The 14,567-nt window shown below is 73.9% G+C and carries 15 protein-coding genes and 1 pseudogene; 9 read left to right on the top strand and 7 right to left on the bottom strand.

Annotated features, from left to right (window positions below):
• The first annotated feature begins 18 nt into the window (after window positions 1-18).
• The 3 genes from ACIP8Z_RS26390 to ACIP8Z_RS26380 are packed head-to-tail and all read left to right on the top strand — an operon-like array spanning window position 19 to window position 3,667.
• Entirely contained in the window at window positions 19-483 is a 465-nt protein-coding gene (locus ACIP8Z_RS26390; protein ID WP_402087549.1) for a hypothetical protein, read from the top strand.
• Window positions 483-3,026: an ATP-binding cassette domain-containing protein gene (locus tag ACIP8Z_RS26385; RefSeq protein WP_402087547.1), complete on the top strand. Its 2,544-nt coding sequence runs from the start codon at window positions 483-485 to the stop codon at window positions 3,024-3,026. Before ACIP8Z_RS26390 ends, ACIP8Z_RS26385 begins: the two co-directional genes overlap by 1 nt.
• Window positions 3,023-3,667, top strand: a complete 645-nt coding sequence (locus ACIP8Z_RS26380) for an ATP-binding cassette domain-containing protein (protein ID WP_402087544.1) — start codon at window positions 3,023-3,025, stop codon at window positions 3,665-3,667. The genes ACIP8Z_RS26385 and ACIP8Z_RS26380 overlap by 4 nt, the downstream gene beginning before the upstream one ends.
• A 15-nt stretch (window positions 3,668-3,682) precedes the next feature.
• Here ACIP8Z_RS26380 and ACIP8Z_RS26375 read toward each other — a convergent pair whose 3' ends face one another.
• Window positions 3,683-4,285, bottom strand: coding sequence for a transglycosylase family protein (locus ACIP8Z_RS26375; RefSeq protein ID WP_402087542.1), 603 nt, complete (start codon window positions 4,283-4,285; stop codon window positions 3,683-3,685).
• A 249-nt stretch (window positions 4,286-4,534) separates the two neighbouring features.
• Here ACIP8Z_RS26375 and ACIP8Z_RS26370 point away from each other — a divergent pair, with 249 nt between their 5' ends.
• A complete protein-coding gene (locus ACIP8Z_RS26370; RefSeq protein WP_266964477.1) occupies window positions 4,535-5,317 on the top strand; it encodes a hypothetical protein in 783 nt (260 codons plus the stop codon).
• A gap of 164 nt (window positions 5,318-5,481) precedes the next feature.
• Window positions 5,482-5,820 (top strand): hypothetical protein, encoded by a 339-nt coding sequence (locus ACIP8Z_RS26365; RefSeq protein ID WP_402087539.1) that lies wholly within the window; start codon window positions 5,482-5,484, stop codon window positions 5,818-5,820.
• 92 nt (window positions 5,821-5,912) lie between these two features.
• On the opposite strand, the gene der is transcribed toward ACIP8Z_RS26365, so the two are convergent.
• The 6 genes from der to ACIP8Z_RS26335 all read right to left on the bottom strand — a co-directional run bounded on the left by der (window position 5,913) and on the right by ACIP8Z_RS26335 (window position 11,327).
• Window positions 5,913-7,361 carry a ribosome biogenesis GTPase Der gene (gene der / locus ACIP8Z_RS26360; protein WP_319318741.1) on the bottom strand — a complete coding sequence of 483 codons (1,449 nt, stop codon included), beginning with the start codon at window positions 7,359-7,361 and terminating at the stop codon, window positions 5,913-5,915.
• Window positions 7,362-7,431: 70 nt separating this feature from the next.
• Entirely contained in the window at window positions 7,432-8,019 is a 588-nt protein-coding gene (locus tag ACIP8Z_RS26355; RefSeq protein WP_402088288.1) for a lysophospholipid acyltransferase family protein, read from the bottom strand.
• 53 nt (window positions 8,020-8,072) lie between these two features.
• A complete protein-coding gene (cmk, locus tag ACIP8Z_RS26350; RefSeq protein WP_402088285.1) occupies window positions 8,073-8,738 on the bottom strand; it encodes a (d)CMP kinase in 666 nt (221 codons plus the stop codon).
• Window positions 8,739-9,212: 474 nt separating this feature from the next.
• Window positions 9,213-10,301 carry a prephenate dehydrogenase gene (locus ACIP8Z_RS26345; protein ID WP_402087536.1) on the bottom strand — a complete coding sequence of 363 codons (1,089 nt, stop codon included), beginning with the start codon at window positions 10,299-10,301 and terminating at the stop codon, window positions 9,213-9,215.
• Complete coding sequence (gene aroH, locus ACIP8Z_RS26340) at window positions 10,298-10,660, bottom strand: chorismate mutase (protein WP_187622885.1); 363 nt, start codon at window positions 10,658-10,660, stop codon at window positions 10,298-10,300. The genes ACIP8Z_RS26345 and aroH overlap by 4 nt, the downstream gene beginning before the upstream one ends.
• Before the next feature lie 169 nt (window positions 10,661-10,829).
• A complete protein-coding gene (locus ACIP8Z_RS26335) occupies window positions 10,830-11,327 on the bottom strand; it encodes a YidB family protein (RefSeq protein ID WP_402087533.1) in 498 nt (165 codons plus the stop codon).
• A gap of 48 nt (window positions 11,328-11,375) precedes the next feature.
• Here ACIP8Z_RS26335 and ACIP8Z_RS26330 point away from each other — a divergent pair, with 48 nt between their 5' ends.
• The 4 genes and pseudogenes from ACIP8Z_RS26330 to ACIP8Z_RS26315 form a co-directional block, all read left to right on the top strand.
• Window positions 11,376-11,711, top strand: a complete 336-nt coding sequence (locus ACIP8Z_RS26330) for a DUF952 domain-containing protein (protein WP_319318756.1) — start codon at window positions 11,376-11,378, stop codon at window positions 11,709-11,711.
• A gap of 44 nt (window positions 11,712-11,755) precedes the next feature.
• Complete coding sequence (locus ACIP8Z_RS26325; RefSeq protein WP_402087530.1) at window positions 11,756-12,262, top strand: Rieske (2Fe-2S) protein; 507 nt, start codon at window positions 11,756-11,758, stop codon at window positions 12,260-12,262.
• 32 nt (window positions 12,263-12,294) lie between these two features.
• Complete coding sequence (locus ACIP8Z_RS26320) at window positions 12,295-12,972, top strand: DNA polymerase beta superfamily protein (RefSeq protein WP_402087527.1); 678 nt, start codon at window positions 12,295-12,297, stop codon at window positions 12,970-12,972.
• 501 nt (window positions 12,973-13,473) lie between these two features.
• Window positions 13,474-14,567: pseudogene (locus ACIP8Z_RS26315) on the top strand (hypothetical protein); the annotation flags it as partial.

Below are 14,567 nucleotides of genomic sequence, written 5' to 3'. Positions count from 1 at the left end.
AAGCCGAGGGAGGTCGCCGTGCCGGCATCCCGGATCCTGCTGTGGAGCGGTCTGGTGGCGGCCGCCGGGGGCGCGGTGCTGTGCGTGCTCGGCTGGTACGGGATCTCCGGCGAGCGGTTCGCGGAACGGCAGCTGCCCTATCTGGCCTCGTGCACGGTGCCCGGCGCGGCCCTGATCGTCGCGGGCGCGATCCTCGTGGTGGCGTCGTACGCCCCTCCCGTACGCCCCCCGGAACCGCGCGGCCCGGGGACGGCGGCGGAGGGGCCCGCGACGGAGGGCGGCCCCACGACAGCGGAGGGCCCCGAGGCGGCGGACGGCCCGGAGACTCCCCCGCCCTCCTCCGACGGCCCGCCGCTCCGCGTCCCGGGCGGAACGCTCGCGCACCGCCCGGACTGCCCGCTGATCGCGGGCAAACCGGAGGCCACGGAGGTGGGGGACGCGGCTCTGGCCCCCTGCCCGGTCTGTGAGCCCTGGCCGCCCTGATGGCCTCCCTGACCTACGACTTGACGCTCGCCGGCCTCGCGGTCGGCAGCGCCGCCGCGCTCACCGGGATCGGACTGATCGTCACCTACCGGGCGACCGGCGTCCTGAACATGGCCCAGGGCGCGGTGGCCATGATCTGCGCGTACGTGCTCCGCCAGCTGGTGGTCGTCTGGGGCTGGCCACTGCCGGTCGGCGCCCTCGTCACCCTTCTCGTCGTCGCCCCCGGCGTCGGACTCGTCCTGGACCGCGGGGTGTTCAGGCCGCTCGCCCGGCGGGAGGCGAACCCGGCGCGGTCCCTGGTGGCCTCCATCGGCGTCTCCGTGCTGCTCGTGGGCGTGGCGGTGCTGGTGTGGGGACCCGGGGCACGCGACGACGTGCCCGTGCTCCTCGGCGACGACCCCTGGGCCCAGCTCGGCGCGGTGGTGGCGCTCGCCGGCCTGGTGGGGGCGGTGACCCGGTGGACCCGGTTCGGGCGGGAGCTGCGGGCCGTGATCGACAACCGGCCGCTCGCCGTGCTCTCCGGGATCGACGCGGACCGGGTCGCGGCGGCCGGCTGGGCCTTCGGCTCGTTCACCGCCGGGCTCACCGGGGTGCTCCTCGCCCCGTACGTACGGCTCGACCCGTACGGGATGCCGCTGCTCGTCATGGAGGTGATCGCGGTCGCCGTCATCGCCCGGATGCGGTCCCTGCCGGTCGCGGTCCTGGCCGCGCTGGCCATCGGCGTCGCCCAGGCCCAGCTCACCCGGCTGCACCCGGAAGGATGGGCGGGACCACTGGTCCAGGCCCTCGGGGCGAACCTGTTCGTGGTGGCGCTCCTGGTGGCCGCGCTCGTCCTGCCGGGGATCGGCGGCAAGGGCCGGGACGCCCTGCCGCCGCCGGTGCGCTCGGGACGGGTGCCGGGGGCCGTGTGGCTCGTCGTGGGCGTGCTCTTCCTGCTCCCGCTCGGCTTCGCGGGCTCGGACCTGCACACGGCGATCCAGGTCCCGGCGCTCGCGGTGATCCTGCTGTCCCTGGTCGTGGTGGCGGGGCGGGGCGGCCAGATCGCGCTGGGGCAGGCGGCGTACGCGGGCCTGGGCGCCCTGTTCACTGCGCTGCTCACGGCACGCGGGGTCCCGGGCCTCCTGGCCCTCGGTCTGGCGGTCCCGCTGGTCGGGGCGGCGGGCCTGCTCACGGGCTGGCCGGCGATCCGCCGGCACGGCCTGGCGCTGGCGCTCGTGACGCTGGCGACGGGCGTGGCGGTGAGCCGCTTCGTCCTCACCCAGCCGTACGCGACGGCCGGCCTGTCCCTCGGCCGCCCGGCGGGCTTCTCCGACGACCGCGCCTTCTACGCCCTCGAACTCGTCGTCCTCGCGGGCTGCCTCGCCCTGGTGGCGGCACTCCGCCGGGGCCGCACGGGCCGGGCGCTCGCGGCGCTGCGGGACCACGAGCCGGGCGCGGAGGCGGCGGGCGTCGCGGTCCCCGGCCTGAAACTCCTCGCGTTCGTCCTGGGCGCGGCCCTTGCGGCCCTGGGCGGCGGCCTGCTCGGCATGGGCCTGCGCGCCTTCGACCCGGAGGCGTACGACCCGGTCCGCGGCCTGCTGTGGTTCGCAGCGGTCCTGGTCCTGGGCGCGGACAGCCTCCTGACCCCGCTGGTGGCGGCGGCCCTCCTGACGACGCTGGACGCGGGCGGGTACGCGGGCACCGCGGCACTGGTCCTGGGCCTCCTGGCCGCCCTGACGGCCAGGATCCCGCCGCTGCTGGACCTGCTCCCGCGGAAGACCCACGCACGGGAGACCGCGGGCGCCACTCAGGGGCACCACGGTCCCGCCGAAGGCCCCGAGGGCCGGACGCGCCCCCGCCGGCCCGCCCCCGCCCCCGCCCGGCCACCGGCAGCCGCCCGCGCACCGGCGCCCGTCCCCCGCCTCCACGCCCACGGCCTCACCCTCACCCATCCCGGAGGGGTCACCGCCCTCGACCGCGTCACCCTCGACCTCGCCCCCTCCCGCATCACCGCCCTCGTCGGCCCCAACGGCGCCGGCAAGAGCACCCTCTTCGACTGTCTCGCCGGCACCCTCCACCCCCGCGAGGGCCGGATCACCCTCGACGGCGCCGACATCACCCACCGCTCGGCCCACGCCCGCACCCGCCTCGGCGTCGCCCGGACCTTCCAACGCCTCGCCGTCTTCCCGTCCCTCACCGTCGAGGAGAACGTCCGCATCGGCGAGGAGCAGGGCCATGTCCGGAAGGACCCCGCCGCGGTCGAGCGGAGCCTCCGCCTCCTGGGCCTCGCCGGATCCGTACGGCACGCCGCGGCGGCGGACCTGCCCACCGGGACCCTGCGCCGGGTCGAGCTGGCCCGCGCGCTCGCGGGGCAGCCGCACACCCTGCTCCTCGACGAGCCCGCCGCCGGTCTCGACGCCGCCGAGACGGCCGCGCTCGCCCGGGTCCTCGCCGCGCTGGCCGCGGACGGCCTGACCGTCCTGGTCGTCGAGCACGACCCGGATCTCGTCGCGGGCATCGCCCACACCGTGCACACCATGGAAGGCGGCCGGATCGTGTCATGAGCGTCGAGATCGCCCTGCGCGCCGCCCGGGTCCGCTACGGCCCCCTGGAGGCCCTGCACGGCGTGGACCTGCCCGTCCCGGCCGGCACGGTCACCGTCCTCCTGGGCCGCAACGGCTCCGGACGGACGACGGCCCTGCGCGCCCTCGCCGGCACGGCACGGCTCTCCGCCGGCCGGGTCCTGTGGCGGGGCGCCGACGTGACCCGCCTCCCGGCGCACGAACGGGCCCGCCGCGGGCTGTGTTTCGTACCGGACCTGCAGGCGGTGTACGCGGGCCTCACCGTCGCCGAGAACCTCGCGCTCACGCTTCCCGGGGCCCTGCCCCCGTACCCCGAGCTCGTCCCCCTCCTGGACCGCGCCGCCGGGACCCTCTCCGGCGGCGAGCGCCGGATGCTGGCCCTCTCCCGAGCCCTTCTCCCCCGCCCCGCGCGCGTGGTGCTGGTCGACGAGCCGTCGCTCGGCCTGGCCCCGCCGGTCGCCGCCCGCACGTACCGAGCCCTGGTCGCGCTCGCCGTGGAGGACGGCTCCGCCGTGGTCCTGACGGAGCAGCGGCTCCCGGACGGGCTGCCGGCCGGGACCCTCGTCCACGAGCTGCGGCGCGGCTCCCTCGCGTTCAGCGGGGAGCCGGCCGAGCTGGCGTGACGGCCCCTCGACCCGTCAGATCGGGGCGATCCGCAGCATCGTCCCGACGACGACCCGGTTCGGATCGGGCCCGACGAGGCTCCGGTTCGCCGCGTACAGCGCCTTCCAGCCGCCCTTGATCCCGAAGCGGCGCGCGATGGAGCTGAGGGTGTCGCCGGGCTGGACGACGTGCGCGCGCCCGCTCAGCCCGTACCGCTTGGAGCAGACCGGCCAGGCCGCCCAGCCCTGGGTGCGGAGCACCTCCTCCGCGACGGCGATCTGCTGGGGGCGGGTCGCCAGGTCGGCGCGGGGCGCGTACCGCAGTCCGCCGTGCTCGACCCAGGTCGGGTGCCAGAACTGGAGCCCGCCGTAGAAGCCGTTCCCGCTGTTGATGTGCCAGTCCCCGCTGCTCTCGCACTCGGCGACGCAGCCCCACGGCCACTGGTCCTTGGCGCAGGGGTAGGCGGGCACGGCGGCGGCCGCCCGAAGCCCGTCGGCCACGTCCCGGAGCACGGCGGACGCGTTCCGGGGCCCGGCCGGCACGTCCCGGGCCAGGGCGGGTGCCGGGGCCAGGGTCAGGAGCGTGGCGGCGGCCGCCGCCACGAGCGAACCCGTCGTCCAAAATCGGATCTTCGACATCGGGGCAGGCTAGGCAGCACCCCGCCGCCCGCGGCCCGTGCCGCGCGGAACACTGTGCACACCCCACCCGGTCGGAGTCACCCCTCGTTCCGGGTCTCCCCGGCGCCCCGCTCACCCGCTTCCGCACGAGCCGGTGGCAAGTTGCCTCGCTTCCACGCGTGACCCCGGCCGAGCCTGACCCGTTGAACTCGGCATGAGACGACCGGGAACGGCCCGGCGTCCCCCCGTACCGAGTCCAGGGAGCCCCCCGTGCCGCGCATGCTCGACGTCAGCGAGGACGTACGCGCCGAGATCGGCGACGAAGAAGCGGACCGGCTGCTCGCCGGCGACAACGCCCCGGGCAGCTACGACTGCACCTCCTGCCGCACGCCGGGGGACTCCGAGCAGGAGCGCACCAGCACGGTGCTGTTCGTCGGCGACGAGACCGCGGTCCTCGCGTTCGCCCACGCCAGCTGCATTCCGTCGCAGGTCGTCCGGGTCGCCGAGGAGCAGCTCCAGGGCGCCGTCGCCTCCATCACCGCCTCGGACACCGCCGACGCGCTGTCCGCCGCCCACCCCGAGCAGGCCGTGCTCGGCGTCACCAGCGGTCTCGTCCTGATCCAGGGCGAGCTCCACCCGGCCCTCGTCGTGGAGCCGACCGCGCCGGTGGCCCGTCCGGGTTCGGACGGTCTCACCGACGAGTTCCTGCCGCTCCTGGCCGACCAGGGCTTCCACCAGGTCATGAACCTCGACGAGAAGCCGGCGGCGCTGCCGGGCTGGTCGGTCCTGGTCGCCATGGGCCAGCTGCACTCCGTCCTCCAGCCGGGCCCCGGCGGCGCCGGGCAGGCCGCCTGGTGGCAGGCGCACCAGCCGCTCCAGGTCACCGAGGGCTGGCGTGCGGCGGCCAACAAGTCGCACACGGTGCTGGTCTTCGCCGCCCCGGTCGGCTCGATCGGCCAGCAGCCGCGCGAGGACCTGCTGCGCGACGCGCTGGAGAAGGCCGCGGCGAACGGGCGCCTGGTCGCCGCCGCGATGCCGCTGGCCGGCACCTGATGGAGGACGGCCGACCGGGCATAGGGTGGGCGCGGGTCCACGGCGTACCGACGGGGCCGACGGGCTCCGCCGGTCCGGCTGCCCCGACCGTGCCGCGTCCCCGGCGTGCGCCCCTTTCGGAGAGCCGCCCGCATCCGACGGGCGGCGGGGTCGTTGGCACCTACGTGCACGCATACGACCCCTTCCTCCAGCCGTATCCGAGTCAGATCCCGTCGATGCGCCCCGCGCAGGACGTCACGGCGGGGGCCTCGCCCACACCGATCTACGACGCCCTGTACTCGGAGTACCGAAGGTCGTTCCGCACGCTGCCGGGTGACCGCAGCGGCGAGGAGGAGCTGACGTTCCGGGCGTTCGGTACGGCGGTGAGCACGGGCGTGTACGGACACGGGCAGGGCCACCGGTACGGGTCGGCGTATCCGGCGGCGTGGTCGACGACCTCGTACCCGCCGGCGCCCACCCACACGCAGGCCGCCCTGCCACCGGGGCCCCGCAGGGGCCTGTAGGGCACACGGCGGACCGGGGGAACGGCGGAGGGCCGGGGCGCGATCGCCCCGGCCCTCCGCCGTGTCCTCGGTCCGTCGCCGGTGCGGCCGGACTACTTCTTGCGGCCGCGCTTCTCGCGCACGCGCACCGAGATGTGGATCGGGGTGCCCTCGAAGCCGAACTCCTCGCGGAGGCGGCGCTCGATGAAGCGGCGGTAGCCCGCCTCCAGGAAGCCGGAGGCGAAGAGCACGAAGCGGGGCGGCTTGGTGCCGGCCTGCGTGCCGAAGAGGATGCGGGGCTGCTTGCCGCCGCGGATCGGGTGCGGGTGGGCCGCGACGATCTCACCGAGGAAGGCGTTGAGCCGGCCGGTGGGGACACGGGTCTCCCAGCCTGCGAGGGCGGTCTCGATGGCCGGGACCAGCTTCTCCATGTGGCGGCCGGTCTTGGCGGAGACGTTGACGCGGGGGGCCCAGGAGACCTGCTGCATCTCGGTCTCGATCTCGCGCTCGAGGTAGTAGCGGCGCTCCTCGTCGAGCTCGTCCCACTTGTTGTAGGCGATGACGATGGCGCGGCCCGACTCGACCGCCATCGTGATGATGCGCTGGTCCTGGACCGAGATGTTGTCGGTGGTGTCGATCAGGATGACGGCCACCTCGGCCTTCTCGACGGCGGCGGCCGTCCGCAGGGAGGCGTAGTAGTCCGCGCCCTCCTGGAGGTGGACCTTCTTGCGGATGCCGGCGGTGTCGACGAACTTCCACGTCACGCCGCCGAGCTCGATCAGCTCGTCGACCGGGTCGCGGGTGGTGCCGGCCAGCTCGTTGACGACGACGCGGTCCTCGTTCGCCACCTTGTTGAGCAGCGAGGACTTGCCGACGTTCGGGCGGCCGATGAGGGCGATGCGGCGCGGGCCGCCGACGGCGTTGCCGAAGCGCTGCTCGGGGGCCTCGGGCAGCTTCTTCAGGACCTCGTCGAGGAGGTCGCCGGTGCCGCGGCCGTGCAGCGAGGAGACGGGGAACGGCTCGCCGAGGCCCAGGGACCACAGCGTGGCCGCGTCGGCCTCGCCGGACTGTCCGTCGACCTTGTTGGCGGCGAGGACGACCGGCTTCCCGGCGCGGCGCAGCAGCTTGACGACGGCCTCGTCGGTGTCGGTGGCGCCGACGGTGGCGTCCACGACGAAGAGACAGGCGTCGGCGGCCTCGATGGCGAACTCGGCCTGGGCGGCGACGGAGGCGTCGATGCCGAGGACGTCCTGCTCCCAGCCGCCGGTGTCGACGACCTTGAAGCGGCGCCCGGCCCATTCGGCCTCGTAGGTGACGCGGTCGCGGGTGACGCCCGGCTTGTCCTCGACGACGGCCTCACGGCGGCCGATGATGCGGTTCACCAGGGTCGACTTGCCGACGTTCGGACGGCCGACGACGGCGAGGACGGGGAGGGGGCCGTGGCCCGCCTCCTCGATCGCGCCCTCGACCTCTTCGACGTCGAAGCCTTCTTCGGAGGCGAGCTCCATGAACTCCGCGTACTCGGCGTCGCCAAGTGCCCCGTGGTCGTGCTGGTCGTTCATGAAGTCCGTTCCTTGATCATTCGTGGTCGGTGGGTCCCCGGGCCGCGGGGCCCACTACTGAAAGTCTCGCTCAGCGCCCGGTGAGGCGCCTGGCGTTTTCCAGGTGGTCGGTGAGCTTCCCCTGGATCCGTACGGTGGCCTCGTCGAGTGCCTTGCGCGTGCGGCGGCCGGAGCCGTCACCCGCGTCGAAGGCGTCACCGAAGACGACGTCGACGCGGCCGCGCAGCGGAGGCAGTGCCTTCACCAACCGTCCGCTGCGCTCGGTGCTTCCCAGGACGGCCACCGGGACGATCGGCGCGCCGCTGCGGACGGCGAAGTACGCCAGGCCCGAGCGGAGCGAGGCGAAGTCGCCGTCGCCCCTGGTGCCCTCGGGGAAGATCCCGAGGACGCCGCCCTGCTCCAGGACGCCCAGGGCGTTTCCTATCGCCGTGCGGTCGGTGCTGTCGCGGTCCACCTTGAGCTGCCCGATGCCCTCAAGGAAGCTGCCGAGCGGGCCGACGAACGCCTCCTTCTTGATGAGGAAGTGCACGGGGCGCGGTGCGGTGCCCATGAGCATGGGGCCGTCGATGTTGTGCGCGTGGTTGACGGCGAGGATGGCGGGGCCGGTGGCCGGCACCTTCCAGGCGCCGAGGACGCGCGGCTTCCAGAAGCCGTACATCAGTCCGATGCCGATGCGTCGGCCGACGGCGGCGCCCTTCTCTGAGGGCACGGTCACTTGGCGGCCGTCCTCTTCTCGTCCACCAGGGTGACGACGCACTCGATGACCTGGTCGAGGGTGAGCTCGGTGGTGTCGACCTCGACGGCGTCGTCGGCCTTGGCGAGCGGCGAGGTCTTCCGGCTGGAGTCGGCCGCGTCCCGCTTGACCAGGGCCTCCTTCGTCGCCTGTACGTCGACGCCCTTGAGCTCGCCGGAGCGGCGGGCGGCGCGGGCCTCGGGCGAGGCGGTGAGGAAGATCTTGAGGTCGGCGTCGGGCAGGACGGTGGTGCCGATGTCCCGGCCCTCGACGACGATGCCGTGCTCGGAGCCGCGGGCGATGGACCGCTGGAGCTCCGTGATCAGGCTCCGTACCTCGGGAACGGCGCTGACGGCGCTGACCTTGGAGGTGACCTCCTCGGTACGGATGGGGCCGGCGGCGTCGGCGCCGTCGACGGTGATGGTGGGCCGCGCCGGGTCGGTGCCGGAGACGATGACCGGCTTGGCGGCGGCGTTGGCGACGGCCTCGGCGTCGTGGACGTCCACACCGTTGCTGATCATCCACCAGGTGATCGCCCGGTACTGGGCGCCGGTGTCCAGGTAGCGCAGGCCCAGCTTCGCGGCGACCGCCTTCGAGGTGCTGGACTTGCCCGTGCCGGAGGGCCCGTCGATGGCGACGATCACGGATTCCACGGTGGGAACACCTTCCTGGGGTGAGTGTCTGGACCCGGCGGAGATGCGGGGGACCTCCACAAGGTTACCGAGTCCCCGACCCCCACCCGGCCCGGCCCGTGGGGTCCCCGTGCCTTGGCCCCACCGAGGCGGCACCCACCCCTGCATCGGCCCTCCGCTCCGCCGGGCCGACGCCCACCCCGTTGTGGGCAACTGTTCCGCCGGGGCGTGGGGGTCCCCCGGACGGAGTCTGAGGGGAGGGACGATTGCCCACACGGAGGCGGGCGGGGGTGGCGGGCACGGCCCACACGGAGGTGGCGAGGGCGCGGGCGCAGCCCGCACGGTGCGGGGTGCGGCGTGTGCCACGCGGTGAGTGGGCCGGGCGGCCGGCGCGGCCCGCGCGGAGGTGACGGGGGCGCGGCCCTCACGGCGCGGGGCCGGCACGGCGGGCGGGAAGCGCACCGGCCGGGTCACGCCCGGGGCGGGTCAGGTGGTGCGGAGTGACCAGCCTCGTTCCTGCAGCGCCGCCCCCAGCCCCGGCGCCGCCGAAGGCTCCACCATCAACTGGACCAGACCCGCCTGCTGCCCCGTCGCGTGCTCGATGCGGACGTCCTCGATGTTGACCCCCGCCCGGCCCGCGTCGGCGAAGATCCGGGCCAGCTCGCCCGGCTGGTCGCTGATGAGGACGGCGACCGTCTCGTACACCGTGGGCGCGGCACCGTGCTTGCCCGGGACGCGGGAGCGGCCGGCGTTGCCGCGGCGCAGCACGTCCTCGACGCCCGAGGCACCGTCCCGGCGCTTGTCCTCGTCGGCGGACTGCAGGGAGCGCAGCGCGCGGACGGTCTCGTCGAGGTCGGCGGCGACGCCGGAGAGGACGTCGGCCACGGGCCCCGGGTTCGCGGAGAGGATCTCGACCCACATCCGCGGGTCCGAGGCCGCGATCCGGGTGACGTCGCGGATGCCCTGCCCGCAGAGGCGTACGGCCGACTCGTCGGCCTCCTCGAGGCGCGCGGCGACCATCGACGACACCAGCTGCGGGGTGTGCGAGACCAGGGCGACCGCGCGGTCGTGGGCGTCGGCGTCCATGACGACGGGGACGGCCCGGCACAGCGCGACGAGCTCCAGGGCGAGGTTGAGGACCTCGGTGTCGGTGTCCCGGGTCGGGGTGAGCACCCAGGGGCGTCCCTCGAAGAGGTCGGCGGTCGCGGCGAGCGGGCCGGAGCGCTCCTTGCCGGACATGGGGTGGGTGCCGATGTACGCGGTGAGGTCGAGGCCCAGGGCCTCCAGCTCGCGCTTGGGGCCGCCCTTGACGCTCGCCACGTCGAGGTAGCCGCGTCCGAGCCCGGCGGTCATGGCCCCGGCGAGGGTGGCGGCCACGTGCGCCGGGGGTACGGCGACGATGACGAGGTCGACGGGCCCGTCGGGCTCCTCGTCGGTGCCGGCGCCGAGCGCGGCGGCCGTGCTGGCGCGCGCCGGGTCGTGGTCGCGCAGATGGACGGTGACGCCCCGGCCCGCGAGGGCGATCGCGGCGGAGGTGCCGATCAGTCCGGTGCCGATGACGAGCGCTGTTCTCACTGGGCGATGTCCTTGCGCAGAGCGGCCGCGGCGCCGAGGTAGACGTGCGCGATCCGGGACTTGGGAAGGTCGGTCTCGACGTGGGCGAGGAGCCGGACGACCCTCGGCATCGCTCCCTCGATGTCGAGTTCCTGCGCGCAGATCAGGGGGACGTCGACGATGCCGATGCGGCGGGCCGCGGCGGCGGGGAAGTCGCTGTGGAGGTCGGGGGTGGCCGTGAACCAGATGCTGATGAGGTCGTCGGCGTCGAGTCCGTTGCGTTCGAGGACGGCGGTGAGCAGCTCTTCGACCTGCTCGCTCATGTGTCCGGCCTCGTCCCGCTCGAGCTGGACGGCTCCTCGGACCGCTCGTACCGCCACGTCGTGCTCCTTCGCCTGCGTCAGTGCTCCGTTCAGCCTAGTCAGGGGCGGGAGGGCGTGCCGGGGCGCCCGCCCTCCGAGACGGAGGGAGGGCGCCCGCGCGGCCTTCGGCGTGCCGGAAGGCCGGGAATCCGGTCCGTCAGGGGGATACCGGTCTCCGCGCGTCCGGTCAGAGCTTCTGCTCGCGGATGATGTCCTCCAGGGAGCCCTGGGGCATCGATCCGGTCGGCGTCAGCTTGTCGACGGCCTGCGGCAGCGACTGCGCGATCTGGTCGGCGGCCTCCTGCGGGCTGACGCCGGCGTCCTGGGCGACCTTCCGCAGGGTCTCGTCCGGGAGGGCCTCGGCGATCTGGGCGCCGCTCACGGACTGGTTCTCGCCGGTGCCGACCCAGGACCGGGTCTGGTCGGTGAGGCCCGACTTGGTCAGCATGTCGAGGAGTCCGCCGAGCGGGTTCGACGCACCGCCCGATCCGCCCCCGCCCTGGCCGCCCGCGAGCGCGCCGATCAGGGAGCCGAGGATGCCGCCGGCACCGCTGCCGCCGCCCTGTCCGCCGGCACCTCCGAGGAGACTCCCGAGGAGACCGCCGAGGTCGTTTCCCGCCATGGTCCTGCCTTTCGTCCGGTTCGGAACACGCCCAATGTCACCCGGACCGGGGTGCTCCGCCACTCGGGGTACAGGCCTCGCCCGAAGGATCCGCGGGGTAGAACTGTCGACATGTTGCTGCACGTCGTACCGCTGGCCGACTGGTCCGCCGCCCCCGATGCCCCGTACGCCCCGGCGTCCCTCGCCGCCGAGGGTTTCGTCCACTGCTCGCCGGACGAGGCCGCGGCCCTCGTGATCGCCGACGCCCGCTACCGGGACGTGCCGGGCCCGCTCCTGGTGCTGGTGATCGACGAGGAGCGGCTGGCCGGGGAGGTCCGCTGGGAGGGCTCGGGAGGGACGCTCTTCCCGCATGTGTACGGGCCGGTCGAGCGGGACGCGGTGACCTCGGTCCTGGAGGTGCGGCGGGACGCGGACGGCCGTGCGAGGGAGCTGACACCCCGGGTGTAGGCGTGTTGCGGGACCCGGCGGCCCGGCGGCGCCAAGGTGGCCGTATGACTTCACGCGTCACGAACCCGACCTCACGCGCCACGAGCCGCCGTACCGTCCTGGTCGCCGCCGCGGCTCTGACGGCGGGCTGCGGCTCGGACGACGGAGGCGACGGCGGTACGGCCACCAGCGCGCTGGCCACCCCGGGCGACACCGCGGGCACGAGCGCGCCGGCCACCCCGGGCACCCCCGCCGGGACGAGCGCCTCCGCCGGCGCTCCCAGCGGCAACGCCCTGGCCAGGACCGCCGACATCCCGGTCGGCGGCGGCAAGGTCTTCGCCGCGGAGAAGGTGGTCGTCACCCAGCCCACGCCCGGTGAGTTCAAGGCGTTCTCCGCCGTCTGCACCCATCAGGGGTGCCTGGTGAACAAGGTCGCGGACGGCACCATCGACTGTCCCTGCCACGGCTCCAAGTTCCGCGTCACCGACGCCGCGGTGGTGGCGGGGCCGGCTCCGCGCCCGCTGCCGGCCGAGCAGATCACCGTCTCGGGGGACTCGATCTCCCTGGCGTAGCCCTGTCATAGCCCTGCCGTAGCCTGACCGGCATGACTCCGGACGACCTGGTGCGCGACCACACGATCTACTCCTGTGTGATGGGCTCGCGCGCCTTCGGTCTCGCGACCGAGGGCAGTGACACGGACGTCCGGGGCGTGTATCTCGCCCCGACGCCGTTGTTCTGGCACTTCGACAAGCCTCCCGCGCATGTCGAGGGGCCGGGCGAGGACCAGTTCAGCTGGGAGCTGGAACGCTTCTGCGAGCTGGCCCTGCGCAACAACCCGAACGTGCTGGAGTGCCTCCACTCCCCCGTGGTCGAGCACGTCGACGAGCTCGGCCGCGAACTGCTGTCGCTGCGCGGCGCCTTCCTCTCCCGGCAGGCCCATCAGACCTTCGTCCGTTACGCGGGCGGGCAGCGCCGCAAGCTCGACGCGGACGTGCGCCAGTACGGCCACCCGCGGTGGAAGCACGCCATGCATCTGCTGCGGCTGCTGACCAGCTGCCGGGACCTGCTGCGCTCGGGCGAGCTGCGGATCGACGTCGGCGAGGAGCGCGAGCGCCTTCTCGCGGTCAAGCGCGGCGAGGTGGCCTGGGCCGAGGTCGAGTCCTGGATGAACCGCCTCCAGGAGGAGGCCGACCACGCCCTGACCGTCTCCCCGCTGCCGCCCGGTCCCGACACCGCACGCGTGGAGGACTTCCTGATCCGCGCCCGCCGAGCGGCCGTCTGAACGCGTCCGCGCGGAAGCGGCGGCCGGGACCCCTGAAAAGAATCCCGTGAGCCACTCGGCCGGAATTCACCGAATGGGCAAATCGAAGATACTTCGACATCCCGGACACGCCCGCCCTGTGCGACATGACGGATTAATATTTCCCAAGTTTCACATGATCATGAAATGTTAATCTGCGCCCCGTCGATTCCTTCGTCATACAGGGGGCGGGACGTGAAACGTCTTCATATACGTGGATTGCCGGTGGCCTTGGCCGCCGCGATCCTGGCCGGAGCACTGCCCGGCACAGCCGTGGCAGCCGAGGCAAAGGGGGGACCTCGGCTTCCCGAACTGCAGCAGCCGCCGTCAGTCGCGGTATCCGCGGCAAAAATAGGCGGCACGAGAAAACCCGACGCGGCGAGCGTCTTCCCGGCAGAGCGGAAAAGAGAGGTTCACTGGCCTTCCGCCGGTTCTGCCCAGATTTCCCTGAACAATGGCGGCGGCCGGGTCGGCGGGCTTCCGGTGAGCGTTCGTCCCCGGACCACGACCACCGCCCGCACGGACGGAGCGCCGCCCCTACGGCTCGGCCAGGACGACGCTCCTCCGACCATGCGGGTGTCGGTCGCCGACCGGAACGCGACACGCAAGGCGGGCGTCAGCGGTCTGCTGATGTCGCTGGGCGGCGCCGACGGCGGACCGGTCGCCGGCCCCGTAGAGGTCGAGGTCGACTACAACGCCTTCCGCCACGCGTACGGGGGCGACTACGCCGCCCGCCTGCGCCTCGTGGAACTGCCGGCCTGCGCGCTGACCACTCCGGACGCGGCGCGGTGCCGTGTCCAGAAGCCGCTGAAGACCCGTAACGACCTGCGGTCCGGCACGCTGTCCGCCGAGGTGCGGCGGCCCTCCGGCCCCGTCTCGGCCGCGTCCGGCGGACCGGCCGGGGTGAGCGCGAGGACGGCGTCCTCCGCCACCGTGCTGGCCGCCACGGCGAGCGCGGAAGGGCCCACCGGTGACTTCAAGGCGACCTCGCTGCAGCCGTCGGGCTCGTGGAGCGCCGGGGATTCCACCGGCTCCTTCTCCTGGTCCTACCCCATCGACGTACCCGGGGTTCCGAGCGACCTGAAGCCGAGCGTCGCCCTGCAGTACGACTCGCAGAGCGTCGACGGCCTCACCGCGGCCTCCAACTCCCAGGCGTCCTGGATCGGTGACGGCTGGAACTGGCAGCCGGGCTTCATCGAGCGCCGCTACAAGGCGTGCGACGACGACAAGACCAACGGCACCAACACCACGCGTGTCGGTGACCTGTGCTGGTTCAACGACAACGCCGTCCTCAATCTCGGCGGGAAGTCGACGGAGCTGGTCTTCGAGGCAGGCAAGGGCTGGCATCCGGCGGCGGACTCGGGTGAGACGGTCGAGAAGCTGACCGGCGCGGCCAACGGCGACGGCGGCTCGGACGGCGTCGACGGCAAGGGTGAGCACTGGAAGGTCACCACGACCGACGGCACCCAGTACTTCTTCGGCCGGAACCGGCTTCCGGGCTGGAAGGACAACGGCACGGCCGCCGACGACCCGGTCACCAACTCCACCTGGACGGTGCCGGTCTTCGGCAACCAGAC

Source organism: Streptomyces sp. NPDC088553, assembly GCF_044752965.1.
Classification (GTDB): domain Bacteria; phylum Actinomycetota; class Actinomycetes; order Streptomycetales; family Streptomycetaceae; genus Streptomyces.
The sequence above is the reverse complement of the archived record's forward strand: the minus strand, read 5'-3'. Positions and strand labels throughout refer to the sequence as shown.

Bases quoted from the DNA above. Each gene is read 5' to 3' on its own strand.
- ACIP8Z_RS26385 (WP_402087547.1), top strand. From the start codon at position 483: ATGGCCTCCCTGACCTACGACTTGACGCTCGCCGGCCTCGCGGTCGGC.
- ACIP8Z_RS26380 (WP_402087544.1), top strand. From the start codon at position 3,023: ATGAGCGTCGAGATCGCCCTGCGCGCCGCCCGGGTCCGCTACGGCCCC.
- ACIP8Z_RS26375 (WP_402087542.1), bottom strand. From the start codon at position 4,285: ATGTCGAAGATCCGATTTTGGACGACGGGTTCGCTCGTGGCGGCGGCC.
- der (WP_319318741.1), bottom strand. From the start codon at position 7,361: ATGAACGACCAGCACGACCACGGGGCACTTGGCGACGCCGAGTACGCG.
- ACIP8Z_RS26355 (WP_402088288.1), bottom strand. From the start codon at position 8,019: ATGTACGGCTTCTGGAAGCCGCGCGTCCTCGGCGCCTGGAAGGTGCCG.
- ACIP8Z_RS26330 (WP_319318756.1), top strand. From the start codon at position 11,376: ATGTTGCTGCACGTCGTACCGCTGGCCGACTGGTCCGCCGCCCCCGAT.
- ACIP8Z_RS26325 (WP_402087530.1), top strand. From the start codon at position 11,756: ATGACTTCACGCGTCACGAACCCGACCTCACGCGCCACGAGCCGCCGT.
- ACIP8Z_RS26320 (WP_402087527.1), top strand. From the start codon at position 12,295: ATGACTCCGGACGACCTGGTGCGCGACCACACGATCTACTCCTGTGTG.